Source organism: Pyxidicoccus sp. M15 (genome assembly GCF_056858435.1).
In genome coordinates, this window is sequence record NZ_CM166495.1 from 4,721,642 (window position 1) to 4,740,627 (window position 18,986).

Sequence of the window (18,986 nt, forward strand, 5' to 3'; positions counted from 1 at the left end):
GTCACAAAGCTGGGCGGGTGATGAACAGGTGCTCGTAGAGGAACTGGACGGTGGATGCCATGCCCGCGTCCAGCATGTGCTGCGGTGTCACCAGCCCGTCCTCCGCCATGCGGTTGAAGGCCTCCACGTGGGCCGGGTCGAGCGTGGGCAGGATCTTCTTCACCAGGTCGGTGACGGTGGTGTTGAGGTTCGTGTTCCGGACCGCGAACTCCTGGGCGTTGTACGGGAAGGTCGCGTCGAGCCACGTGTCGAGCGGAGGCGCCATCCCCGGCGCGGCCCCCGCGTTCAGCTCCGTCGCGAGCTGACTCAAGATGCCCGTCGCCGCCGGAGGCGCATTGCCTCCGTAGGGCGCGTCCAGCGCCACGGGGACGTCCGACAGCAGCATGTTGGCGAGCGCGGTGTTGACGACGTCCTCGAAGTGCTTGTCGTCCATCGTCGGCAGCGTGGACAGGGTTGCGAGCGAGGGGCCGCCCTCGGGCCGGGGGAACGGATCGTACCGGCCATCCACCGCGTCGAAGATGTTCGCCTTGATGAGGAAATGCCGGGCCTTCTCGCTCTTGTCCGTCGACTCCCCGGAAGGCATTCCAGGCGTGTTGAGAAGCGCGTCGTAGAGGCGGCTACGCCACTCACGAGACAGCGCTCCGTCCAGCGTCCCCTCGGGCAGCGCCGCCTCCAGGTTCTCCAGCAGCGTGCCGGCGTCCTTCATCTCCAGGATGAGGCTCCGCTGAAGCGCCGGGTCGGAGGTGCCGGTGAGGGACGTCAAGACCTCCGGGCTGTTGAGCTGGAGCGAGGCGTCGAGCAGCGGCTCGGTGGCCAGGATCGTCCCGGTGAAGACGTTGCCAGCGGTGTCGACGCCCGCCAGCAGGTCCGGGTTGGCGATGGTGCTGAAGGCGAAGTCTCCGTTGTGCACCGAGCCGCTGCGGGAGAAGTCCGCGTCGGTGAGGTTGGCGTACAGGAAGCTGACGTTCTCGACAGGCCCTTCGAAGCGGGCGCCAGTCAGGTCCGCCCCGATGAGGTGGGTGTGGGTGACGCCCGCCTGGAAGACGGCACCGCTGAGGTTGGCACTGTCGAGCTTGGTGTCCCCGCGGTCGCCCCTCGGGTTTCGCGTCGGGTTGAACCGGTCCATCATCAGCTCGTACAGCTCCCCTCCGGGCCGCAGGTCCACCGGGAAGGTGAAGACCACGTTGCTCAGGTCGAACGGGGGCGACTGGTCCTTCACATGGGCCATCAGCTCCGCGGGAGATGCGAGGGTGGTGGCCGCAGCGCCGTCCTCCGCGTCCACGGCGGTGACGGGCCCCACCGGCGTGGAGGGCTCCGTCTGCGAGAAGGTCCGCGGGCCGATCAGCGCCACGAAGGAGCTGCCCGAGCGGGTGTCGGCCGAAGGCGAGAACACGGTCTCGCCGCCCAGGCTCGGGCCCTTGCGCTTGGACTGCGTGTCGAACCCGTCGGGCCTGCCGGGCTTCACGGCCACGCTCTTCTGCTGTGCGGCCTTCTGCTCGGCCTCCCGTTTCGCGGCTTCCGCCGCCTGGCGTGCGGCGAGCTCGGCTGCAAGGCGTGCGGCTTCAGCGCCGCGGTTCGGCTGGATGGTGTTGTTCCCCATGGTTTCCCCCTCTGCTGGTGAGACACGGTGTCATCCCGTGCCCACCCTCATTGTCGGAGGCCCCACGCGCGGGGGTGAATTAAGCCGGATTAAATCGGGCCCGCTGCTACAAGGGCCCCTTTCTTCATTCGAGGCAGAGATGGACTTCGCCGCGCTCCCGCTCGCACCGCCCCTGCTCCAGGTCCTGGAGGAGCTGGAGTTCAAGACCGCCACGCCCATCCAGGCGCAGAGCATCCCCGTGCTCCTGCAGGGGCAGGACCTCGTGGGCCAGGCCCAGACGGGGAGCGGGAAGACGGCGGCCTTCACGCTTCCCATCCTCCAGCGGGTGCGCCTGGGCAACCGCCGGCTCCAGGCGCTGGTGCTCTGCCCCACGCGCGAGCTGTGCGCCCAGGTGGCCGGGGAGATTCGCCGGCTGGCCCGCAGGCTGCCGGGACTCCAGGTGCTCGTGCTCGCGGGCGGGCAGCCCATCCGTCCCCAGGTGGACGCGCTGGAGAAGGGCGCCCACCTCGCCGTCGGCACGCCGGGCCGCGTCCTGGACCTGTTGGACCGCGAGGTGTTGGACCCGCGCACGCTCGCCACGGTGGTGCTGGACGAGGCGGACCGGATGCTCGACATGGGCTTCCGCGAGGACATGGAGCGCATCCTCTCCGTCACCCCGGCGTCGCGGCAGACGGTGCTCTTCTCCGCGACGTTCCCCCCGGACATCGAGGCGCTCAGCCGCACCTTCCAGAAGAAGCCCGTGCGCGTGACGGTGGAGGAGGCGGCCGGCACGGCGCCGGACATCCGCCAGCTGCGCTACGACTGCGCGGTGGAGGAGAAGCCGGAGCTGCTGGTGCGCATTCTCCGGCAGTACCAGCCGGGCTCCGCCATCGTGTTCTGCAATCACAAGATTGAAGTCTCCAACGTGAAGAAGGCGCTCACCGAGGCGGGCGTGAGCGCGGACGGCCTCCAGGGGGATTTGGAGCAGTTCGAGCGGGACCGCGTCATGGCGAAGTTCCGCAACGGGAGCACGCGGGTGCTCATCGCCACGGACGTCGCGGGGCGCGGCATCGACGTGGAGGCGCTGGACGCGGTCATCAACTTCGATTTGCCCCAGCAGCCGGAGCCCTACGTGCACCGCATCGGCCGCACGGGGCGGGCGGGCAGGGCGGGTCTGGCCATTGCGCTCATCACCCCGCGCGACACGCGCAAGCTGGACGACATCGAGCTCACCACCGGCGTGAAGCTGGAGCGCGCGGACCTGGAGGCCCTGCCGTCCGCGGACCCGCGCAACGCGGTGAAGCTGGAGGCCGCGTGGGAGACGCTCTGCATCTCCGCGGGCCGCAAGGACAAGATGCGTCCCGGAGACATCCTCGGCGCGCTGACGGGCGAGGCCGGAGGGCTGAGCGCCTCCGACGTGGGGAAGATAGAAATCCAGGACCGCCTGTCGTACGTGGCCGTCGCGAAGCGCGTCGCGAAGGTGGCGTTCCAGCGGCTGAGCGAGGGGCGCATCAAGGGGCGCAAGGCCCGCATCGAGCGGGTGAAGTAGCGCCCCCTGCTCCGCGCCTCAGGCGCCCGGCTTCTTCCAGTCCGTCCTCGCCGCGTACAGGAAGAGCGCCTTGCGCCACTCGTTGCGCGTGTCCTCCTTGTTCTGGGGCTTGGTCCGGCACTCGATGGAGGCCTTCGTCCAGTTGCGGGCCTTCACCGCCGCGATGAGGTTCGTCCACTTGGTGGGGACGGAGATGCCCACGTTGTACGTCACGTCGAGAATCCCGCGGCGCGCGGCGCGGGGATACGTCTCGAAATCGGGGAAGCCGCTCTTCACCGCGGGCAGGAACTCCTTCTCGTAGCGCTCCTTCGCCAGCTGCTTGATGTACGCGTCGGTGAGGGCAATCTTCGGCCGCTGCGCGTACTCCGTGTAGAAGAGCTTCGCGGGCATGGCCTTCACCTTGTTGAAGGCCTCGGTGATTTCCGCGGGCGTCGCGGCCCGGCCCGCGTCCATGTTCTGGAAGGGGTGCGTCTTGGCGGCAATCTTGTCGCCGACGGACTTGGGCTCGATGTGCTTGAGCAGGTTGCCCGCGCCCACCGTCACCCAGCCCTCCGTGTCCAGGTACATGTACGGCACCACGCCCTCCCAGGCGATGATGTCCAGCCACATGTCCTCGAAGGTGATGGGCGTCTTCGGGTCGCCCACCTCGGGACCGGGTGCCGGAGCGACGGAGACGCCCCGCTTGCGCCGCGTCGGCTTGGGGGGCCGCGTCGCCAGCGTGGTGGCTTCCTCCGAGCAGACCCACTGCGAGTCCACGTCCCACGACAGCTTGTCGTCCTTGAAGGGGGAGTACTTGTTCTCGTCGAAGTCGAGATAGGGCTGCACGGGGCCCGGCTTGCCCTCGCGTGTCGCCGCCACCAGCGAGACGATGGCGTATCCCCTGGGCTTCGCGGTGGCGGGGCCCGGCATCAGGTTGACGCCCCAGTGCCGCTCGCCCAGGTGGGCCTCGAAGACGCCGTCGGCGCCCACCTGCACCCGGACGGTGGCGGTGCGCTTGTCCTCCGCGGCGGGAGTGGCCGTTGTTCCGGCCTGGGCCGTGGGTAGCAGCGGATTGACGGGCGTCACCAGGGGCGACGGCATCATCAGCGGGGTCGTCCCCGGCGGGGGCGCGGCGGGCTCCACCACGGCCACTTCGAGCAGCAGGTGCGCGCGCGGGGCCACGCCGACAATCTTCCCGTGGACCTCCCAGGTGCCATCCCAGGACTGGTCGTACTCGACGCGCAGCTCCTCCAACTGCGGCTTGGGCAGCTTGAGGAACTCCTTGTCCTCCAGCAGCAGCGTCTGCGGGCCGTCCGGACGGCTGCGGCCCCACAGCTCCCAGCCGAACTCGTAGCTGCCTTCCTCCTCGTCGCCCACGTCCGCGAAGCGCTCGCAGGTGTCATCCGTGAAGCCGATGGCCCAGTCCACGCTGCTGTTGCTGCGGAACACGTAGAAGGCGGCGGGCGCCCACCGGTGCGTGAAGGCATACCGGCCCGCGGCGGACGGCACCTCGCCGGAGCCCTCGTCCAGCTCGACGACGCGCAGCTCCAGGTCCGCCTTGTTCAGCACGGACGCGAACTGGGGGGTGAACGTCACCAGCTCCCCGATGCGGACATTCTCACCCGCGGGCTTCTTCGGCTTGATGGCGCAGGGGTTGTTGAAGCGGATGGCCGGCGCGAGCTCGGACGCCTCCGCGTGGGGGAAGCGGGGCGTGACGGAGTAGCCCAGCAGCCCCTGGTTGATGAGCTTGTGCGCCACCAGGTCGACGACGGGCGTCTTGTTGTCGACCAGGACCTGGAAGCGGCCGTTGGCGTCGACCTTCAGCTGCGCGTTGCCCACGGGCACTCCCAGCGGTGCGCCCGTCCCGTGCTGCACCAGCCAGGACAGCTCGCACGGCAGCGTCACGCCGGGCTCGAAGTTCACCGCCTTGCCGCGGATGGGCACGTCGATGAGCAGCTCGCTCGGGTTGTTGAGCTGCCGCACGGCGGCGGGGTCCGGCGGGTCGAACTGGAGGGACGTGCGCGGCACGAGCACGAACGACAGCGCGTCCCGGTAGCCCGCGCTGACGTGCGTGGCCTCGGTCTCCTGGGGCGCGGTCCACGTGGGCGCGGCACCGTTCTGCTGGGAGTTCTGTGGGGGCATGGTTCGGGAGCGGCTGTGCGCCGTGGCTAGAGGCCCAGTTCTTCAACCGTGATTTGCGGCGTGGTCGGCTCGTCGAGGACGACGCCCAGCACCGGCCGGGGCGCGCCCGTCTTGTCCGGCCGGCGGCGCCAGGTGAAGCGGAAGGGGCCTCCGGCCTTCTTCAGCGCCACCTTGGGGACGGACGCCTCGAACACCCCCAGCTCCGTGCAGCGGCCGTAGGCGGGGTCCCCCGGCGTCTTGTAGCGGATGGCGCTGTTGACGATGGTGTTCTCCACCCACTGGCCCGTCGTCGCATCCAGCTTCTCGCAGAGGATGCGGAAGTCCGCATCGGTGGGGATGAAGTGGCCCTTGCCCACGAAGGCCAGGTCCTTGGCGCGCACCTCGTGGGTGAGCGCCTCCAGACGCGGCTCGACCTTGACCTCCAGTGTCACCGGCGGGGGCGGCGTCAGCACCTTGCCGGGCTGGGAGACCTCGGCGGTGAACTTGAGCGGCCCGCCCCACATGGCGGGGATGCGCGCGCCGTGCGCGTCGACCAGGGGCCAGTCCGCCTGGAGCGCCGTGCCCACGCGCTTGCTCTGCGACGCGCCGGCGAGCTTGAAGAGGGGCTCGCCCGCCTTCCACTGGGTGGCGTCTCCGTGGAGGGGCACCTCGGTGCGCAGCTTGTTGCCGCCCATCTTGAACTGGATGTCGCCGAACTCGAACCGGGCCACCGGGGGCAGGCTCTTGTCCGCGACGACCTCCAGGAAGTCGTTGCCACACGCGGCCTTCAGCTGCGCCGCCGACGCGGTGAACACGTCCGGCACCCCGTCCACGGGCGCGAGCGTCCCGGACTGGTGGAGCGCGTGCCCGGTGTTCGGGACGATGAAGCGGGGGCGGACGTGGAGCGTCTCTCCGGCCGTCTCGCCGTTGAGGGCCTCCGCGGCCAGCCGTCCCAGCGCGGGGGCCGGGTCGAACTCGAGCTGGAGCACGCCGGTGGCTTTGTTCGGCGGGTGGTAGGTGATGCGGAGGGCCACCTCGGTGTCGTCGCGGGTGATGGTGAACAGCCCGGGCGGGTCCGACGGCGGTAGCAGGGCCACCTTCTGCATGAGCGTGTCGAGCGCGGCGGGAGTGCCCAGGGAGGGGCCGACGAGGAGCGAGGTGCCGAGGGCCGACAGATACTGCACCCTGAGCTGGAGATCCTTCCCCCCGGGCGTCGTCGGCTTGCACTTGTCACGCAGTTGCTGGAGCCGCAGGGCGAGGGGGACGGAGAGCTGGAACTTCGCCTCGTTACCGTCGAAGATCATCCCTCGGGTGGGGTGCTTCAGGAACTCGTTGAAGGAGAAGTTCGGGGTGACCTTCGGGTTGGTCCCCTTCTTCTCCACGCCCACGATGAAGTCGTTCTTGTACTTGAGCCCGCCAGCCGTCGACTCCTCCGGAGGGCGCTGCGCGACGACGGGCACCGCGAGGGTGGCGGGAAGCGGCGGCACGTCGGCCGGAGGTTGTCCCTTCGGGGGCACCTTCCAGTACTCGAAGACGACGTAGCCCGCGAGCGCGACGGGCCAGTGGTCGCTCACGACGAAGCTGCCGGTGGCCAGCGGGCGGAACGGGCCCTGCTTCGTGGCGGCCTTGACCTGCTTCGTGCCGAGCACGAAGGGCTGCCCGGTGAGCACGGGCCTGGGCACCTCGAACGTCGTCGCGTGCGTCTGCTCGGGCTGGAAGCGCTTCTCGTCCGAGCCCGTCGCATACACCTCCCACTGTCCCCACGAGGGGATGCGGATGCGCGCCCGCGCGACGCCCTCGTCGTAGGGGGCCTTGCACAGGATGCGCGGCGGCCCCGCGGCCCCTTCGCCCTTCGGGGCCAGCCAGAAGGTGACGTGGGCACCCTCCGTCCCTTCCGTGGTGCCGTAGCCGTGTTGCACCAGGACGGCCAGCACCTCCAGGCCGGACAGCGCCGTCGCCTGCCTGGAGAGCAGTCCCAGGTAGAGCGGCTTCTCGTTGCTCTCGTCGCGCTTGAGCGTGGCCGGAGGCCACTCCTTCTTGAGGGCGATGACCTCCTTTTCCAGCAGCAGGTCCACCAGCCACAGCGCCGTGACGGGGTGCATGTTGACGATGGACGCATCCTCGGGAAGCCGCCCCGCGTCCGCCCCGAAGAGGCTCTTCTGCTCGGCCCCCAGCACGGGGACCTCTCCGAACGGGTCCTCCCGCGTCGCCGGGCGCGCCCACCAGCACAGCGGCAGCAGCTGCTTCTTCAGGCGCTCGATGCTGAAGTCGGGGTCGTCCTTGAGGTGCTCGAAGAGCTTCGCCTCATCGCGCGCGGCGAGCTGCTCGCCCAGGCCCTTGGGCGTCCACTCGTTGAGGTGGTCCAGCACCAGGTTGCGCCAGCGGTGGCCCGCGGCCTTCTGGAAGAGCTTCGTGCGGCTCTCCAGCCGCTTCTCCCGGAGCACCTCCGGCGCCACCTCCACCGCGTCGGCGAAGAAGTCCGCGGACCAGAGCGCCAGCGCGTCCGCTTCCGCGGGCACGTTCAGCGTCACGTCCAGCTTGGGCTTGTTCTTCGGCTCGAGGGGGATGACCTCCTTCGAGAGGGGCTTGCCCGCCTTCTTGTAGAGGACCTCCAGCGTGCACGGGCGGCCCGGAGTCCCCGCGAACTTGTGCTTGTTGTCGAGCGTGAGCGGGAGCGGCCAGGTGAAGGCCTTCTCGCGGGCGGCGTCCGCCGAGAAGAACTTCGTGCCGTCGTTGAAGTAGTCCTGGAGCGTCCGGCCGTACTGCGCCCGCTTCAGCGCCTTGACGACCTCCACGCCGGTGGAGCCGAGGATGGTGTTGACCTCGTTGTCGGAGCCCGGCGCCCCGTCCGAGGGCATCTGCAGGAAGTTGTCCGGACGCTGCTCCTTGACCTCGAGGAGCAATTGCTTGAGCGCCGGGTCCTGCTGGGTGAGGAAGTGGAAGCCGCCGTCGTCGCCGCTCAGGGAGAACAGCTCCCAGTGCAGGTACCGGGGTGGAGGCGGGGGCGCGCGCTGGGGGGGGGCGCCGGCCGGCTGGGGAACGGTGCGCCCCTTGGAGACGAAGCCGACGATGTCCCCCGCGGCCACCGGGAAGAGGGGACGGTCGAAGGTGACGACGGAGCCCTTCTTGAGGGACTCGATGGCCTTCCGGACGTCCTCGGGGCTGGGCTTCGTCAGCGCGAGACTCCGCCCGTTCTGCTTGCCCGCCAGCGGGTCGGTGCGGTCCTTGACCTTGAAGGTCTCCGCCTCGGGATTGAGCGGCTCCTGGGACCAGAACGTCTTGCCCACGTCCTCCGTCGTCGGGTCCAGGTTGACCACAGCGCCGTGCTGCAGCTGGAGGAACGCCGAGAGCCAGGGGGCCTTCTGGAACTCCTTGTCCTGCTCCGGCCCGCCGCCCCACTCGGGTGGGGACAGGTGCATGTAGAGGCTGTAGAGCGGGTGGACCTCCGTGGAGGGCTGGCCGTTCTCCAGCGCCGACAGCTCGTGCTTGACGAGGACGAAGCCCAGCGGACGGCCCTCGGTGGCCTCCAGGAGGATCGGGTCGTCGCCTTCCTTCCCCGGCGTGAGCAGCCGCGCGGCCACGACGTAGCCGGGCATGGCCGCCTTGACGGGCACCAGCTCCTCGCGCGAGTCCGGCTCCAGGTGGAGGCCCGCGTGGATGTTCTGCTGCTTGCCCAGTGGGAAGTAGCCGCCGGCCCCGCCCTCGTTGAAGAAGTAGTACTTGAGCGGCGACTCGCGGCGCTGCATGTCCGCGCCGAACGGGTAGAGCACCAGCGGCGGCGCCTCGTCGGAGATGCCGACGATGCTGGAGCGCTCGTACTCGAAGTGCATGTAGTCGTGGTAGTAGCCGCCCCAGTAGAAGCCCAGGCTCTCGAAGATTCGGACGATCTTCGCCGGCATGTCGAACGTCGCCGCTTCGTCGAAGTCGTTCGTCCCCCAGTTGATGTCGATGGCGCTGCCGAAGGCGTGGTTGGAGAGCAGGTTCTTCTTGGCCGTCTGCCCCTTGCCGTAGGGGATGACCTGGTCGAAGGCCTGGTTCTTCAGGTCGCGCTTCGCGAACTCGATGTTCCAGGCGCCGCCGACGCCCGCGTACTCACTTCGGCCCTTGAGGGCGGCGTGGACGCTGCCGTTGAGCATGTACCGGAAGAAGTAGCCGCCGACCTCGTGCAGCACGTAGGGCAGCCGGGCCGCCTTGATCTTCTCGAAGGCCGTCTGGATGAGCGGCGCGAGCTTGCGGTTGACCCGCACGTTGAAGGAGCGGCTCTTGTCGGCACCGAAGCCCACCACGGGCACGCTGACGATGTTGTTCTCCTCGAAGCCCTCGACGAGCGGATTGCCCAGCAGGCGCGACGTGTTGGCGAACTTCTTGTTCCCGTCCGTGCTGTAGAGCTCGCGCTCGAAGGCCGGGTCCCCATAGAGGGCCCGGACCGCCGGCTTGGTGAGGCACTTGTGCGACGGCTCCTGCAGGGGATAGCTCATGGCGACCTCGTGTCGACGAACCTGCCCTGACGCCATCTACGCACCGAGGTGCGCTCGCCCTTGTCCGGCACGCTCTCCACGAGCTCGGGGATGCCGTCCTGGTCGACGTCCTCGAAGTCCGTCCGGGGCGTGTTCTCCGGGTCTCCGCCCGGCAGTCCGCTGCCGTTGGTGATGTCCTTCTTGAAGACCACCTTCTTCTTGCGCACGTCCAGGGCGCGCCCCTGGATGGAGTTCACTCCGTTCAGCGTATAGGCGTGCTTGAGGAAGACGACGCCCGGCTCCAGGGTGTACACACAGGTGTTGACATGCCGGTCGCGGTCGCAGACGTGCTGGACCGAGTCGGTCATCAGGGTCTTCATCCCGTCACAGGACATGACGGTGACCTTCTTGGTCAGCATGCCGTTCTTGCACTGCGTCTGGGAGCCGGCCAGCAGCACGCCTTCCTTCTCGGCAATCCACGAGGAGGCATCGATGGCGGGGTTCTTCCCGCGGGCCACCCGGCTGGGCCGGCACTTGGGCGACTCGGGCACCAGGTACGGCCCCAGGGTCGTCAGGACGGAGCGGGTGCTGGGCATCTCTCGCTCCATCCGCTTCAACGCCGCTTCGGCTTTCTCCGGGTCCTTGAACCTGCCCACCGCCGTGAAGACGGTGCCTTGCCCGCCGAAGAGGTAGCGGCTTCCCCTGAGTTCGTAGGGATACATGGGGTCGGAGGGCCTGAAGGGCGTGAGCGGCGTGCCGTCATCCTGCCGCTCGCCCTGCACGATGATGAGCGCCTGGCCATCCACCCAGTCGGCATCGCAGGGTGACTCGGCGCGCGCCGTCGCGGGGCTGCTCGAAGGCGCCGTCGCGGGGCCGCTCGGAGGCGTCGTCGCCGGCGCGCTCGAAGGCGCCGTCGCGGAGCCGCTCGGAGGCGTCGTCGCGGAGTTGCTCGGAGTCGCCGCCGCGGGGCTGCTCGGAGGCGTCGTCGCGGGCGCGCTCGAAGGCGTCGTCGCGGGCGTCTCCGGAGGCGCCGCAGGAGTGGCCGCCTGGGCCGGCGGAGGCTTCGGCGCGCCGCAGTTGCCGCCATCGCAGGCCGCCGCGCCAGAAGCCGCCGGAGGCTGCGAGGCGTCCGCCGGGGTGGAGGGCGTCACACACGCCAGCGTCAGCAGGGTGAGGAGGGCCGGCCACGCGGGGCGTGGGCGCCCGGCGGACCGGAGGAATGCACTGCCTGCGCTCATGGGAAGGGTCTCGCTCATGTTCAGCTATTCCATTCGCTCGAGGACGGTCAGCACGCCGCCGGGGCGGGTGCGCGTCAGCAGGAAGGTGGTCATGTCGACCGCGCTGCCGCCCTCGGGGCTCATGCTGCGATCCACGACGACATCCTCGATGCCGTCACCGTTGAAGTCTCCCAGCGCCCACAGCGCCAGGATGCCCGACACGCCGTTGCCCTGGACCCGGAGGGTCCCCTTGCGGTCGGGGTCCGCCTCGAAGCGCACCTTGCGGTCGAGGCTGCTCCACGTACGGCCCTCGCGGCCGGCCTGGGCGCGCTCCTCGTCCTCGCCGGGAGCGAAGGCCGGGGCGAGGTCCGCCGGAAGGACATTGCCGAGCGTCTTCGTGGAGAAGAGGTCCCGGACGTGGCTCACCCGCGAGGGCCGGGCCTGCGTCACCTTCTTCAGCGCACGGCAGCGGAGGAGCCGCGCCCGGGCGGGTTGGAGCTCAATCGTGGCCGTGACGTCGAGGTCGTCCAGCGCCACGCCCTCCGCCTCGGTGCAGCGTTTGATTTCGCGCTCGCTGCGCTGGGGGAGCCGCCCGTCGCGCAGCGCCAGGACATGGCTCCATTCCCGGGTCAGCGCCTCGGGCGCCTCCGTGGGCGAGGAGATGAGGAGCCCCGAGAAGAAGACCTGCACCGGGAAGCCGCCGTCCCCCTGGCACAGCCCCCGGTTGTGGGCGATGGCCTTCGCCACGCGGGACTGCGCGTCGAGCTCCGCGGGGGCCTCGTCGAGCACCTGCCGGCACAGCTCCGGCTGCCCGGCCCGCAGCGCGGCCAGCCCGAGGTCGGACACGAGCCAGCCCCGGTCCGTCGCATCCAGCGCGCTCCAGCAGGACGCCTTCGTCCGTTGCAACGACTCCACGGCGTCCGTGTACCGGCCCTCGCGATAGAGCTTCTCGGCGCTCCGGCGGCTCTTCGTGAACCCTGGCTTCGAGCACTGCGTTGGGCTCGCGGAGGGCTCCGCCGCCCGGGCCGCCGGGAAGGGCACCGTCCCCACGAGGACCAGCACACAGGCACGAAGCCACCGCGAGCATGGCGAGGGCTGGCGGGTGCCACCCGCCGCCCTCCGTGTCCTGTGCTTCATCGTCCCCATGCGAGTCACCTGGGGCCCATCGGGCTCAGACGGAGAAGTTGAAGGGCTGCGGCCTGCGTGCACGCCTCACGCGGAGGATGTGGCTCTGGTCCACCGCCAATCCGCTCAGCGCCACGGGACGGGGGACATAGAGGATGCCGGGGTCGTCGTCGCGGCTGAACACGAACTTGCCGCCCTCGTCCTTCTTCGTGCAGCCCACCGAGATTTCCAGCCGCTGCTGGACCTCGGCGGGGTCCGTCGTCTCCCAGTTGAACAGGGAGAGGTCGTCCGCGGTGACGCCGTACATCTCTGCGACGCTTTCCATCGTCTCGCCGTCGATGACGCGGTGCTCGGTGACCTTCACCAGCACGCGCTCCGAGGTGGCCTTGGACTTCGTGCCCGCCTTCGAGGGCTTCTGCCCGGACCACGGGCCGCCGGTGCGCACCATGGCCACGCTGTTGTTCAGCGTCGCGCCGTCGATGAGGGACAGCACGTCGAAGCTGCCCTTCGGCACCTTCTCCAGCTTGACGTTGCCGTCGGCGTCCGTGGTGGCTTCCTTCTTCGTCTTGTCCGCGAACACGATGCGCAGCTTGATGCCGGAGATGGGGCCGTCCGAGGCGTCGTCCACCACCTGCAGGCGCAGCGTCACGTCCTCCTCGGGCGTGACGGGCGGCTCCTGCTTCGGCACCTCTTCCGGGAAGGCGGGCGCGCCGTAGCGCTGGGGCGGCGGAGCCAGGGCCAGCCGCAGGTGCCCGAAGGAGAGCAGGGTGGCCGCCTGCTTCACCACGTCCTCCGCCGTGCGCGTCGCATGCCGGCCCAGGGGGCCGTGCACCTCCACCAGCGTGCTCAGCGTCCTCAGGTTCGACTCGTCCTGCGCGAGCTGCCGCAGCCGGCGCTCCAGCGTCCACCCGCGGCCGGCATCCAGCGCCTGGCAGCCCTCGGGGAGTGGGTCATGCAGCGCGAGCAGGAGGTACTCGCGCTGCCCTTCTCTCAGGCGTTGATGGAGGAGCATGTGGAGGCTCGGGCCGAAGCAACGGACGCGGTTCAATCAGACGGATTGCGCCGGATGGAAAACTTCGCGGCTGTCAAATATCCCACAGCGCTTCGACAACTGTCCATCCAGTGGGGTGTGGCCCTCGAGGGCATGGCGGCAGATGTGGGCGCGTGCTTCCGGGTGAGTGGCCGCGGGTCCCGCACCAGGTGTTGAAACATTTTTCCCGGCTCTTTCTTGAAGAGCATGGGCTCGGGGGGTTCGAACCCCACGCGCTTCTTCTCGCCGCCGCTCGGTGAGATCATCAGGGCGCTTTCCGGGCGTGGATCATTGGCGAGCGCGACGCCGGGGGCTAACATGCCCGCGCTCAATGGCCATGCAGGGTGGCGCCGGAGACGATCCCGACCGGGGGCGGCGCATCGGAAAATACGAGATCCTCACCCGCCTCTCGATGGGCGGCATGGCGGAGCTCTTCCTCGCGTTCACCTCGGGCCCCGGCGGCTTCCGCAAGTTCGTGGCGGTGAAGCAGATCCTCCCGGACATCAAGAAGGACGAGCAGTTCGTCAAGATGTTCCTCGACGAGGCGCGCATCACCGCGGCCTTCTCGCACGCGAACATCGGGCAGGTGTTCGACCTGGGCGAGGAGGGCGGGGAGCTGTACCTCGCCATGGAGTTCCTGCCGGGGCAGAACCTCGAGCAGGTGGTGAAGGCCTCCACGCGGCAGGGCTACGCGCTGCCCATGGGCTTCATCGGGCGAGTCATCCGGGATGCCTGCCTGGGCCTGCACTACGCGCACCACTTCACGGACCCGTCGGGCCGGCCCGCGGTGGTGGTGCACCGCGACGTGTCCCCGAAGAACGTGATGCTCACCTACGACGGCGTCGTGAAGGTGATCGACTTCGGCATCGCCAAGGCGCGCGGGCGGCTGGGCCGCACGCAGGTGGGCATGGTGAAGGGGACCAGCGGCTACATGTCCCCGGAGCAGGTGCGCGGCGCGCCCCTGGACGGCCGCAGCGACCTGTTCTCCGTGGGCGTCATGCTGCACGAGATGCTCTGTGGGCAGCGGCTGTTCAACGGCCCGCACGAGGCCGCGGTGATGCTCCAGATTGTCGAGGGCGACATCCCCGCCCCGCGCTCCATCAACCCGGACGTGCCGGAGGCCCTGGAGGCCGTCGCGCTGCGCGCCCTGGCGCGAGACGCGTCCCAGCGCTTCACCAGCGGCCGGGAGATGTCGCGCGCCATCGAGGCGGCGCTCGGCGCGGAGCTGTTCGACGAGGACGGCATCACCGCGGTGATGGGCGACCTGTTCGCGGACAAGCGGCAGAAGACGCGCACGCTCCTGGAGCTCGCCAGCAGCGCGGAGGACGCGCGCGTCAGCGAGGTGGCCGGCGCCCTCCAGCAGGATGACGGCACGGACAGCGCCCCCACCGCGCAGGTGCCGGCGAAGCGGGCGCGCCTCGCGCCCTCCGTCCCCACCGAGAGCAGCACGCCCACCCGCGCCGGCAGCGGGCCCAAGCCGGTGCCCCAGCGGCGCTCCACGGAAGCCGCCGCCACGCGCGTCGCCCCCGCCAGCAGTGGCAGTGGCCCCAAGCCGCTACCCCAGCGCCGCCCGACGGAGGCCGCCGCCGCGCGCACGCCCCGGCCCGCGCAGGACGCGGCTCCCGCCACGCGCACGCCGCGGCCCCGCCCCGCCCCCCGGCAGGAAGAGGCCGAGGCCGCCGAGAGCTTCGACGAGCCCAGCGACCTGGCGACGCAGCGTTTCCGCACGCGGCCTCCGCGCCCCGGTGCGCGCCCGGCGGCCCGTGCGGCCCCGCGCTCCGACACGCCGGTGGAGACGCCGGCCGCGCGCCCGGCGTCGCGCTGGGTGGGCCGGCTGTTCCTGCTCGCGCTGCTGGTCGGCCTGGGCTGGCTCGCGACGCTGCCCATGGTCCGCGCGCAGTTCGTCCCCGCCTACGAGTCCGCCAGGGCCTGGGTGAAGGCGGAGCTGGACCCCGCGCCGCCGGTGGACCCCGCCGCCAACGCGGCGTGGCCTCCGCCCCAGAAGGCCGGTCCTCCGCCGGGCTTCCCGCGCGGCGTGGAGGAGGCCCCGCCGGCCGCCGAGCCCGCCGTCGCCGCCGCCGCCGCCGAGGACACCGACGCCCCCGACGAGGAAGGGCAGGAGACCCGGGCTGGCTCGAAGGCGACGCGTTCCTCGACCGGCCGCAAGGCGAAGGACCCGGCCACCGCTTCGCGGGAGCCCTCGGTCACCGACACGGGCAGGACGGTGAAGCGCGCTCGCACTCCGGCAGAGGAAGCGGCCGCCGAGCCCGTCACCACGGTGACGCAGAACCCGGACGACCTGGGTGAGGTGCTGGACACCAGCACGCCCAAGGGGGCCGCGAAGGCGGGGCTCGGGTGGCTCACCCTGCAGACGGTGCCTCGCGCCGCGGTGTTCGACGGGGCCACCCAACTAGGCACCACGCCGCTGGCGAAGATGCCGCTGCCGGTGGGCACCTACCGCCTGCGCGTGGTCGACCCCACGGACGCGGAGGCGGCAAGCAGGCTTTTGTCCGCGCCCGTCAAGCCGGGCGAGGTGACGAAGATTCAAATTCGACTGGCGGACCTCCCTCTGTACAAGGAGTGAGCGCGTCCTTGACGCTCTGGACCCCCCTCACTAGGGTCCGCGCGTTTCTCCTTCGACGCACTGCGAGAAGGACCGCCACTCATGTATTTTCAAGACCTCATCCTGACGCTGCAGAAGCACTGGGCCGACCAGGGCTGCATCATCGCCCAGCCCTATGACCTCGAGGTCGGCGCGGGCACCATGGCCCCCACCACCTTCCTCCGCGCGCTCGGTCCGGAGCCCTGGAACGTGGCCTACGTGCAGCCCTCCCGCCGCCCCGCGGACGGCCGCTTCGGTGAAAATCCCAACCGCCTGTTCCAGCACCACCAGTTCCAGGTCATCCTCAAGCCCGCGCCCAAGAATGTGCAGGCGCTCTACCTGGAGTCGCTGCGCAAGATTGGCATCGACCCGATGGAGCACGACCTGCGCTTCGTGGAGGACGACTGGGAGTCGCCCACCCTGGGCGCCTGGGGCCTGGGCTGGGAGGTCTGGTGTGACGGGCAGGAGGTCACCCAGTTCACCTACTTCCAGCAGTGCGGCGGCTTCGACTGCAAGCCCGTGGCCGCGGAGTTGACGTACGGCCTGGAGCGGCTGTGCACGTACCTGCAGAGCGTGGAGAACGTCTTCGACCTCGAGTGGGTCAAGGGCGTGAAGTACCGCGAGGTCTTCCACCCCAACGAGGTGGAGATGAGCAAGTACGCGCTCCACGAGTCGGACCCGCAGATGCTCTTCGCGCTGTTCGACGCGTACGAGAAGGAGTGCAAGCGGCTCATCGAGCGCCAGCTGCCGCTGCCCGCGTATGACTACGCGCTGAAGTGCTCGCACGCCTTCAACCTGCTGGACGCGCGCGGCGCCATCTCCGTCACCGAGCGCGCCAACTTCATCAAGCGCGTGCGCGACAACGCGCGCCTGTGCGCGGAGGGCTACCTCCAGATGCGCGAGCGGCTGGGCTACCCGCTCCTGAAGACGCCGTGGACGGTGGGTGAGCAGCCCCCGGTGCTCGAGGGCAAGCCGGCGAGCGACTACTGGAAGACCGTGCAGCTGAACAAGCCCGTGGAGAAGAAGGAGAAGGCGGAGGTGGCCCGTGGCGCGTGACCTGCTGCTGGAAGTGGGCGCCGAGGAGATTCCGGCGTCGTTCATCGGTCCGGCGTTGGAGGACCTCCAGCGGGTGCTCACCGAGCGCATGGCCGAGGCCCGGCTGAAGCACGGCGAGGTCCGCGTCTTCGGCACCCCGCGGCGCCTGGCGGTGTGGGTGAAGGGCGTGGCGGACTCGGGCGAGGACATCGTGAAGGAGGTGCTGGGGCCCAGCGCCAAGGCGGCCTTCGACGCGCAGGGCAAGCCCACCAAGGCGGCGGAGAAGTTCGCAGAGAGCCTCAAGCTGTCGGTGGACCAGCTGGGCCGCGCCACGACGCCCAAGGGCGAGTACCTCTCCGCGCGCGTGGAGGAGAAGGGCCGCCCCGCGGCGGACATCCTCCAGGAGACGCTGCACACGGCGGTGCACTCCATCAACTTCAAGAAGTCCATGCGGTGGGGTGACGTGGACCAGTCCTTCGCGCGCCCGGTGCAGTGGCTGGTGGCGCTCCTGGGCGGCGACGTGCTGCCCGTCGTCTTCGGCGACGTGAAGAGCGGCCGCACCACGTACGGCCACCGCTTCCTGTCGGGCGGCCCCATCGAGCTGAAGGCGCCCGCGGACTACGAGGCGGCGCTGGAGAAGGCGCACGTGGTGGCGGACGTGACGAAGCGCCGCGCGCAGCTGGTGGAGAAGCTCGGCGCGGCGGCGAAGAAGGCCGGCGGCCAGCTGCTGGAGGACGCGTCGCTCGTGGACCAGGTGACGAACCTGGTGGAGCTGCCCAACCCCGTGGTGGGCAGCTTCGAGGCGCGTCACCTGGACCTGCCCCCCGAGGTGCTGGTGCAGGAGATGAAGAGCCACCAGCGCTACTTCTCGCTGGTGGACGCGAGCGGCAAGCTGCTGCCCCGGTTCATCGCCGTGTCCAACACGCCGGTGCGCGACGAGCAGCTCAGCCTGCGCGGCTACCAGCGCGTGCTGGCCTCGCGCCTGGCGGACGGCCGCTTCTTCTTCGACGAGGACCGCAAGACGCCGCTGCAGGACCGCGTGGAGAAGCTGGGCCGCGTGGTGTGGCAGAACCAGCTCGGCACCTATCTGGAGAAGGTGGAGCGCTTCCGCTCACTCGGCATGTGGCTGGCGCAGCACACCGGCCGGGCGGGGGAGAGCGCGACGATTGAGCGCGCCGCCACGCTGGCCAAGGCGGACCTCGTCACCGGCATGGTGGGCGAGTTCCCCGAGCTCCAGGGCGTCATGGGCCGCGAGTACGCGCGCGCCAGCGGGGAGCCCGAGGCGGTGGCGCAGGCCATCTACGAGCACTACCTGCCGCGCGGCGCCGAGGACGCGCTGCCCACGCAGGACGCGGGCGCGCTCATCGGCATCGCGGACCGGCTCGACTCGCTGACGGGCATCTTCGCCATCGGCAAGGCGCCCAGCGGCGCGGCGGACCCGTTCGCCCTGCGGCGCGCGTGCATCGCCATCATCCGGCTGGTGCTGGGCCGCGGCTACCGTTTCAGCCTCGGCGCCGCCGTGGACGAGGCGCTGCGGCTGCTCGCCCCCAAGCTCACCAACGTCAAGCGCAAGGCCGGCGAGCCCGCCCCGCGCGAGCAGGTGCTGGAGTTCTTCCGCGGCCGCCTCAAGGCGCTGTGGGCGGACCAGTACCGCACGGACGTGGTGGAGGCGGTGCTGGCCGCGGGCTTCGACGACCTGGTGGCCGCGCAGAAGCGGCTGGAGGCCCTGAGCCTCATCGTCGGCCGCGCGGACTTCCAGCCCCTGGCCGTGGCCTTCAAGCGCGTGGCCAACATCGTGGAGAAGCAGGGCAAGGACGTGAAGGGCGGGCAGATCAACCCGCAGAAGCTGGTGGACGAGCCGGAGCGCCACCTGCACACCGCCTTCACCCAGGCCCGCAACTCGGTGACGGGGCTGGTGCAGGCGGACGACTTCGCCGGCGCCCTGCGCGAAATCACCGGCCTCAAGCCCGCCGTGGACACCTTCTTCGACAAGGTGATGGTGATGGCCGAGGACAAGGAGCTGCGTGAGAACCGCATCCGGCTCCTCACGGAGATTGGCGCCCTGTTCAACCAGGTGGCCGACTTCTCGAAGATCCAGGCCGAGGCGGCCGCGGCGGCCTGAAGCGCCGCCGCCCACGCCTGGCTGCCCTCCGGGGGATGAAGCAGGCCTCCGGAGGGGAGGGCAGGACTTCCAGGGGCGTCGCGGGCCCCCGGGGGCGCGTGGACGTCCGCTGGCGGGCGGCCGGGAATGACGGGCCCCGTTTCCGGTTGCCCGGGGGGAGGCCCCTTCCT

Annotated in this window: 10 protein-coding genes; 4 read left to right on the plus strand and 6 right to left on the minus strand. The window is 70.2% G+C overall.

The window, feature by feature from the left end; genetic code table 11:
- Position 1: 1 nt before the first annotated feature.
- Positions 2 to 1,600, minus strand: a complete 1,599-nt coding sequence (locus ACX9TP_RS17915; protein WP_482980937.1) for a pentapeptide repeat-containing protein — start codon at positions 1,598 to 1,600, stop codon at positions 2 to 4.
- 139 nt (positions 1,601 to 1,739) lie between these two features.
- On the opposite strand from ACX9TP_RS17915, the gene dbpA reads away from it, so the two are divergent.
- Positions 1,740 to 3,128 (plus strand): ATP-dependent RNA helicase DbpA, encoded by a 1,389-nt coding sequence (gene dbpA, locus ACX9TP_RS17920; RefSeq protein WP_482980938.1) that lies wholly within the window; start codon positions 1,740 to 1,742, stop codon positions 3,126 to 3,128.
- 18 nt (positions 3,129 to 3,146) lie between these two features.
- Here dbpA and ACX9TP_RS17925 read toward each other — a convergent pair whose 3' ends face one another.
- From ACX9TP_RS17925 to ACX9TP_RS17945, 5 genes are all read right to left on the minus strand, one after another.
- Positions 3,147 to 5,249 carry a hypothetical protein gene (locus tag ACX9TP_RS17925; protein WP_482980939.1) on the minus strand — a complete coding sequence of 701 codons (2,103 nt, stop codon included), beginning with the start codon at positions 5,247 to 5,249 and terminating at the stop codon, positions 3,147 to 3,149.
- 26 nt (positions 5,250 to 5,275) lie between these two features.
- On the minus strand, positions 5,276 to 9,706 hold the full coding sequence (locus ACX9TP_RS17930; RefSeq protein WP_482980940.1) for a M15 family metallopeptidase: 4,431 nt from the start codon (positions 9,704 to 9,706) through the stop codon (positions 5,276 to 5,278).
- A complete protein-coding gene (locus ACX9TP_RS17935) occupies positions 9,703 to 10,941 on the minus strand; it encodes a hypothetical protein (protein WP_482980941.1) in 1,239 nt (412 codons plus the stop codon). The genes ACX9TP_RS17930 and ACX9TP_RS17935 overlap by 4 nt, the downstream gene beginning before the upstream one ends.
- Positions 10,942 to 10,947: 6 nt before the next feature.
- Positions 10,948 to 11,964, minus strand: a complete 1,017-nt coding sequence (locus tag ACX9TP_RS17940) for a hypothetical protein (protein ID WP_482980942.1) — start codon at positions 11,962 to 11,964, stop codon at positions 10,948 to 10,950.
- A 109-nt stretch (positions 11,965 to 12,073) separates the two neighbouring features.
- A complete protein-coding gene (locus ACX9TP_RS17945) occupies positions 12,074 to 13,039 on the minus strand; it encodes a LysM peptidoglycan-binding domain-containing protein (protein ID WP_482980943.1) in 966 nt (321 codons plus the stop codon).
- A 349-nt stretch (positions 13,040 to 13,388) separates the two neighbouring features.
- On the opposite strand from ACX9TP_RS17945, the gene ACX9TP_RS17950 reads away from it, so the two are divergent.
- The 3 genes from ACX9TP_RS17950 (at position 13,389) to glyS (ending at position 18,816) form a co-directional block, all read left to right on the plus strand.
- A complete protein-coding gene (locus ACX9TP_RS17950; protein ID WP_482980944.1) occupies positions 13,389 to 15,641 on the plus strand; it encodes a serine/threonine-protein kinase in 2,253 nt (750 codons plus the stop codon).
- An 81-nt stretch (positions 15,642 to 15,722) separates the two neighbouring features.
- A complete protein-coding gene (glyQ, locus tag ACX9TP_RS17955; protein WP_267854568.1) occupies positions 15,723 to 16,715 on the plus strand; it encodes a glycine--tRNA ligase subunit alpha in 993 nt (330 codons plus the stop codon).
- A complete protein-coding gene (gene glyS / locus ACX9TP_RS17960) occupies positions 16,705 to 18,816 on the plus strand; it encodes a glycine--tRNA ligase subunit beta (protein ID WP_482980945.1) in 2,112 nt (703 codons plus the stop codon). The genes glyQ and glyS overlap by 11 nt, the downstream gene beginning before the upstream one ends.
- Positions 18,817 to 18,986: the final 170 nt, after the last annotated feature.

Coding starts and splice junctions, on each gene's coding strand:
- ACX9TP_RS17915 (WP_482980937.1), bottom strand. CDS start 1,600: ATGGGGAACAACACCATCCAGCCGAACCGCGGCGCTGAAGCCGCACGC.
- dbpA (WP_482980938.1), top strand. CDS start 1,740: ATGGACTTCGCCGCGCTCCCGCTCGCACCGCCCCTGCTCCAGGTCCTG.
- ACX9TP_RS17925 (WP_482980939.1), bottom strand. CDS start 5,249: ATGCCCCCACAGAACTCCCAGCAGAACGGTGCCGCGCCCACGTGGACC.
- ACX9TP_RS17930 (WP_482980940.1), bottom strand. CDS start 9,706: ATGAGCTATCCCCTGCAGGAGCCGTCGCACAAGTGCCTCACCAAGCCG.
- ACX9TP_RS17935 (WP_482980941.1), bottom strand. CDS start 10,941: ATGAGCGAGACCCTTCCCATGAGCGCAGGCAGTGCATTCCTCCGGTCC.
- ACX9TP_RS17945 (WP_482980943.1), bottom strand. CDS start 13,039: ATGCTCCTCCATCAACGCCTGAGAGAAGGGCAGCGCGAGTACCTCCTG.
- ACX9TP_RS17950 (WP_482980944.1), top strand. CDS start 13,389: ATGGCCATGCAGGGTGGCGCCGGAGACGATCCCGACCGGGGGCGGCGC.
- glyQ (WP_267854568.1), top strand. CDS start 15,723: ATGTATTTTCAAGACCTCATCCTGACGCTGCAGAAGCACTGGGCCGAC.